The 596-nt window shown below is 34.4% G+C and carries 1 protein-coding gene; it reads right to left on the bottom strand.

Annotated features, from left to right (window positions below; genetic code table 11):
- The coding region (locus ACSVH5_RS13445; protein ID WP_438061922.1) for a hypothetical protein at positions 1 to 275 on the bottom strand (275 nt) is incomplete at its 3' end.
- Between the last annotated feature and the right edge of the window lie 321 nt (positions 276 to 596).

The following is a 596-nucleotide window of genomic DNA, read 5'->3' on the forward strand; positions in this document are numbered from 1 at the left end:
ACAAACAAGTCATTGTTGTTAGGTTGAGAAGGATAATTAATTGCTCCTGAACTGCCACTACTTGAGCTTCCACCGCCACCGCCACCACATGCGGATTTATAATAGTCACAAGTGCAAGTGGTATAGGCGTAGCTCCAATCTTGACCTCCATTTGAATAAGTCGTTACCCAATACCAATCTATACAGCTGTTAGATTTGTTGAATTTTTTACTTTTTGGAAGTACACTACTATTTTTTTCTAATACACCGTTATTGTAGTCACTCGTAAGTTGCATATTTTGAAGCATGTTATAAAATGAAACTGTACCTGTAAAGTACGCTTTGTTTTTGTCTTTATTAAATATAGATATAACGAGTTGATTTGTTTTGTGAATTTTATCATCATATTTGGCTGAGACAATTTTCGAGTGTATTATTTTATTGTTTAAAACAAAGAAAATGGCTTTGGTTGCGTTGTAAGATTCAAAACCCTTTAAGGTACTTATTCTGCTATGAGCAATTTTTCGGTACTCTTTAGGTCATAAATATGTATCGTATTGAGGTTGATAGCTTCCTTAAGTGCTTCGATTTTGGTGCCATTTTCTTTGCCTGCTTCA

Origin of the sequence: Flavobacterium sp. RSSA_27, assembly GCF_051547125.1 — a bacterium.
In the GTDB taxonomy this organism is placed as follows: Bacteria; Bacteroidota; Bacteroidia; order Flavobacteriales; family Flavobacteriaceae; genus Flavobacterium.